Annotated in this window: 4 protein-coding genes and 1 pseudogene; 3 read left to right on the plus strand and 2 right to left on the minus strand. The window is 42.6% G+C overall.

The genetic code is table 11. From position 1 onward, the window contains the following. A partial coding sequence (locus ACED53_RS17835; RefSeq protein WP_371715278.1) for an Ig-like domain-containing protein occupies positions 1–706 on the plus strand: 706 nt, incomplete at its 5' end. Between the two features lie 238 nt (positions 707–944). Then, a complete protein-coding gene (locus ACED53_RS17840; RefSeq protein ID WP_017097354.1) occupies positions 945–1,337 on the plus strand; it encodes a DUF6538 domain-containing protein in 393 nt (130 codons plus the stop codon). A 653-nt stretch (positions 1,338–1,990) separates the two neighbouring features. On the opposite strand, the pseudogene ACED53_RS17845 reads toward ACED53_RS17840, so the two are convergent. Further along, positions 1,991–2,092, minus strand: a pseudogene (locus tag ACED53_RS17845) (IS5/IS1182 family transposase); the annotation flags it as partial. A gap of 778 nt (positions 2,093–2,870) precedes the next feature. Between ACED53_RS17845 and ACED53_RS17850 the strand changes: the two are divergent. Continuing rightward, positions 2,871–3,230, plus strand: a complete 360-nt coding sequence (locus tag ACED53_RS17850) for a hypothetical protein (protein ID WP_016800120.1) — start codon at positions 2,871–2,873, stop codon at positions 3,228–3,230. A 17-nt stretch (positions 3,231–3,247) separates the two neighbouring features. Here the strand turns inward: ACED53_RS17850 and ACED53_RS17855 are convergent. Further along, a partial coding sequence (locus ACED53_RS17855) for an AAA family ATPase (protein ID WP_371715279.1) occupies positions 3,248–5,653 on the minus strand: 2,406 nt, incomplete at its 5' end.

Below are 5,653 nucleotides of genomic sequence, written 5' to 3' on the forward strand. Positions count from 1 at the left end.
GGCGGTCATCACCGCGATTGCGGTCACACCGCCATCGAGTACCTTGGCAAAAGGTCAAATGAGGCCCCTAACCGCAACCGCAACCTACAGTGATACCACTTCCTCCGATGTGAGCGATTCCGTCACTTGGACGTCGGATGATCTGAGTACCGCGACAGTAACGCCGACTGGCTTCCTGTCTGGCGTCAACGTCGGCCAAACAACGATAACCGCTACTAAAGACAGCGTCACCAGTAACACAGTGAGCGTGGATGTATATACATGTACGCTCACTGGTGCTTCATGTATTGATATATTCGATACTGGGAGTGGGAAGTTGTTTACCAATTCACCATCAAAAATCGCTCTTCATAGCCTCGGAGGAAGTGTCAATAATGGTTTTACGCAAGAAATTGGAACTTCTGGGCCTGCTGGAGATTTCTTTTGGTTCACCTGGGAGAATGCATCTAGATTATGTGCCACATATAGTAACCAGGGTTTAGCAGGACGCACCAACTGGCGTTTGGCAACAAAAAATGAGTTAAAGTTAGAGCTCTTCAAGACATACGGCAATATGTTCAACGCGCGCGGCTGGCCAGTCAGGAGCAGTTACTGGTCAAGTACAAGTCGTGGACCTGGTTTTATAAATGTAAGCCTCAAGAATGGCAACGAAGGGGCTAGTATGGGAGAAGGGGAGTTGTACGCGTCCTGCGTCTCAGTTCCTTAACGTTTAACGTATGAATTCTTGAGCTTCAAACCTATAACCACCTACTTCGGCAGGTGGTTATCTTTTTCGTAGGTGTACACACACCCAATAGTATAACTAGCTAATAGCAATAGGTTATTTTAAATGGGAATGCTGGAGATAATTTTCAAATTCCTATTCTTCCACTACCCTTAAAGATTAAACTGCTGTTTTTAAACCGGTTTTTCTTATCTAAAACCTCGAAAATCATCTTGCGCAGATGTACTTATTGAGACTTCCAAATAGCGTATACTATACACGCATCGCTACCCCAATTTCACTGCATAGCAGTGGCTATCCCAAAGAGTTTAAATTCTCTCTCCTAACTCGTGAACGTAAAGTCGCTTACCTGAGAAATATCGAACAGGTTCAATTACTTCATGCTCTTTTCGACAGAGCCAAAGTCACGGCATTAAGTTTTTCTGAGTTCAAAGCTGAGCTTGCTCATAGTATTAATCAGTTACGTCAAAATTCACAAAGTATGAACAATGGGTATCATTGTGCGGTTCTTGCTTCAAATGGACATGCTGATTTTTTTTCTATAAATCGCTCTGAAGAGCTAACTCGCCCGTTTAACATAGTAGGAATAATGAACACCAAAGATCTAAAGTAGACTAGTTAAGTTTTTGTTGTTAACAGTTGTTTTATTTAATGTCGTTAAAGCTAGGGATGGTTATCTTTGGCGCTTGCTCTCTCCCTTTTTTGTTGTATTTTGATGTGAGTGTCATTTAAAAGCTAGTAATGGAGGAGAGTTATGCTTTCTCGACCTCTTTACTTGCTTTACACACATATGTCGAATTGTAGTAACAGGACTACTTTGTCTAACGCGTTAGACTTTTTGGTCTCAGATCAAGTTATGAAGTCACACGATCACACTAAATCGCATTTGATAATTAACCTACCTATTAGGTAACAACAAAATATTGTGGAGAGGTTGAACAAATATTTTTAGTCTCTGTCGCCGCTGTTAGGTGGTTTTTTTAGATCTGAAATATGGAGTATTTAATGAAGAAACGAATTTCTATTGGCCAAATAGTGTCTTTTATTTTTGGCGTTGTTCGGGATATCAGTCTATTGGGAGAGGTTGCTGATTGGGTCGAAGAATTATTCAAATGGAATTGAGTTTTGGTGAACTATTTGTGTTGTCTGTTGGGGTGTGGTGAATAACTGAAAATACAGGTGCACTTTCACCCCCAAATACAGGCTAGAAATAACAAGATTCTTGGACGTACCATCGCGCCAATCGGCTTTGCTTTGCGCTCAGCCACTTATCACCTCTTCATCAATCCAAAAGGTCAGAGACCCGCAGTTAATGAGTGATTGGCTGTATTGCTTCCAGTTGATTGTTTTGTGACGATGTTTAGGCATAGGGCTATGAGAGGTAGTGGACGTAGCTGAACAGATCGTAGGTTCATGATTTAGTTCCACTGAATTACGCAACAAAGCCAATAACAGTAATAGATCAAAACTGCCGAGCTCGGTCAAGATGGTGCCGTTTTTTTACTGATAAATGAACGCTGGATAATACTATTTTAATTATTAAATTGAGGGCGGAATGACGGATACAATATCGCCTTTCTAAAGTCATATTTTACTGTTATTTCGTTTTACGAATGGCCCTGAATTCCTAAAAGGTGTTGCGGCTTTTTAGTAGTGTGATCCATTTTTCACCCCAACCCCTTTTAATATGGGCGACTTTACCTAATAATATAAAGCCTTAGAGAAAGCACAAATTATGCAAGCGTTTAACGAAGTGGCCCTGTCTCCCTCAATCCAATCCCACACACCACGCTAAATCGAAAACGATTTAAATGGTTGTCTGCTTTAAACATAAAGACAATACAATCAATAACTTATGATATAAATAGAAGAGTGAATATTTTGGGGGGGAAATTTTCAAAATTTCAACTAATTAGCCGCTGAAATCCAATGTAGATTTACATCATAAATGCATCAATTGTACTTAATCCCTTTTCGAGAAAGGTCTGAGAGCTTGTTTAAAGTGGAAGTGATGTACTAGTGATTTATTAGCAATTAACTCGATGTTTTTAATGATAAATAGTGAGCTTTTTTGCAAGCATGTGATTTAATTGTAATGTAGGTAAAGTGTTGTTTAGAGGGAAATCTAAGAAAGGATGGTGGGATTATGGCGAAAGCTTTTTCTGTACAGAGTTACATTCGGGGTGAATTGGAGCAAGATTTTAAGGTGTTCAGAGACAGAGAAAAGTTAGGTGATGCGGAAGCCGTCAGGCAACTTCTCACGCTGGCATTGAGGATCAAACTGAACGATAAGGAAGATGAGCGGCCGTCTAACCGCGAGTTGATGGAAGAGATGTATCGACGGATCAGGATGATCCAAGGGACGGGTAATTTAACCCACACACAAAGTTTTGATGGTGTCGCGTTCCATGAAAATAAAAAAGATGCAGTAGAAATGCGTAATTTGGTTTCCGCTGATGTGGATAAAAAAGTGGATGCTTATCTTGCAGGCGAAAAAAAAGGGTAGCAGCAGCTACCCTCTTATTATCGCTCTAACTCTCTGTCGATTTCTCTGTCTTCCCAATGTCTCTCTTTCTCTGATTGATTAAATTCCATCTCTTGTTGAGGTGAATATTCTTTTGGCTCAAAGTGGTCGAATGATTGGCTGTCGAGTTCTGTTTTCTCATTATAGTTGAAGGTGTCTAATTCCCTCTCCTGATGAGACGTGTGCGGCTCACTTAATTCAAGGTTATGTGCACTGTTATCTCGCTCTAGTTTATCAATGCACGATTTGATGTCCTCTTTAAGGTTATCATTTGACATGAATTGGATGTCTCGGCCATTAAAGTTCTCGACGATTTTTTCAATGTTGTTCGGGTTTAAATCGTGATTGCCATGATTTAATACAATAATGATGTTCTGTCTTAGTTCATCGGTAGAGATGTTTTGAATGTCGTTCTTATGATTGAGGTTAATAATATCAATCTGTCCTTGGGTTTGGTCTCGAATTAGAAACGATTGTTCAATCGATGTGCTGATGATGGTGGTGTTTAAATTCTCCCCTTGATGGAATCTTGTTAATTGTTTGGATTTCGTCCCTAGGGTTCTTGGGTTAATGTCTAGGGAGGTATCTTTATTTCCTTGAGTGTCTAAATAGGTCACTTCAATGGCTTTGGTTTCGCCTTCTTTATTGTGGATGTTGGTTAGCATTGCAGGGTGAAGGGATCTATCTTCGGATGAATAGACCGCCGGGTGGAATTTTACATGGTTGTTTTCAATGTTATTGACACCGAGCTTGTTTAAGTACGTTTGGGCCAGTGTGTTATCCATCGGTAAGCTTTGATTGATATAATCCTTAGCCCGTTCTTCAAACTGCGCAATATGCCTTGGGGTGGTGCTCAGTAATTTGTCGTGTTTACTGTTTTCCTCCAGTTGATATTTTTCCGGTTCGTTGATCATCTTGTGCGCTTCATTCATCGCGGCTTTATAATTCATTTCCTTATGACTCATGATTAGGTTAATCAATGCGCCTTTTTCGCCTGTGGTGTAGTCTTTGAAATACCCGCGATGCTCTCCAGTTAAGGTGACTTTAATGGCCGATTTTCCAATACCAAAGGTTAAATAATCCCGGTCTGATTTGGATTGATTCGGCTGGCCTAATAACTGAATGGCGAGGCTTTCGGTGTATTTTGGTAGCTGCGTATTGATGTGCTCCCTAAATGTGTTGTAGTCAAAGTCACCGCTTTTATTTTGGAACCGGACGTCCTCATGAGGGAGTGCATTACGGTTAAAGTAGGTGGTGTCTTTGGGTGGAATTTGGTTGAGGGTTTCTATCGCACTGGCTTTATGGCTCTCTTTAGAAAGCCAGCTTTTGACCAATTGTTTTGTGTTGTCGGTATAGAGCCGAATGTGCTGACTGGCACGAGTCACATCGATACCGGCGCGTCTTAAGTTGGTCAGTGCGCCTTTGCTTTGTATCGCGCTAATGACGTGTTGATAGGTGGACCCTTGCGCCATGTCTGCGGTTCGACTGTAAGCGTAGTCCCAGTGCCCGTCTTTAAGCGCATTAGGGTTAAGGTTGAGTGTTTGTCCTGTCTTAGATTGAGCGATAACACGGTCTGTAGTCGCTTGCGTGATGCGGTACTCCACGTTGGCTTTGATACTGCGCTCTTTATCGGTAAAACGGGTGATGATTTTATCGCCCGTTGAGAGTGGTTTTTCTGACGTAGAGAACAGGGTGGTGAAGCGGTGGTCACGGTTGCGCGGTAAGAATGGCCTAGTCTTACCTGTCGCTGCGTCTTGAAGTGTCACCACGCCATGCTCTGAGTCAACGTGAGTGATTGTCGCGTACTCACCGGGTCTGGTGCTCAATATCAAGCCTTTTTGATACGGCATCATGGTAGTGAGCTCTTCACCCGTGGCGCCGATTGAGCGTAGCCGGGTTGCGACGACGTTCTCTTTGCCTAACTCACTCTGTTTCATCAAACCGACACGGATGTGTTCGGTGATGGTGTCTCGCTCCTGGTTGGTGTACGCGATAATCAGTGTGTTGTCTCGCGTTTCGGGGGTGCGCTCTAAATAGTCTTTGGCGACCATGTAGGGCAGCTTCTCTGTGGCGGTGAGCTGCGCTCTGCGTCGGTCTTTGTCGTTTTCATCCAACGTGGAAATGACATGTTGACTGTTGCTTTGAGTATCAGGGGCTTGCTGCTGGAGTTTATCTAGGGCGCTGAGTGGCTGTTTATCAATGGTGTTTTGCTGTGCATTGTGCAGGGTGTCATTTTGTGGACGTACCATATCGGTCATGTAAGCGGTATCGATGCGGCCTTGGCTTATGGCCAGCTCAAAGGGTTTACCGGCACTGAGTGATAAAAGCTGCTCTTTATCGCCCAATTTGGCTGTTTTGGACTGACTGTCATTGACCAGCTTTGTGAACTCATCGGCTTGCTTGTT

This window comes from Vibrio sp. 1F169, assembly GCF_041439605.1.
GTDB lineage: Bacteria > Pseudomonadota > Gammaproteobacteria > Enterobacterales > Vibrionaceae > Vibrio > Vibrio tasmaniensis_A.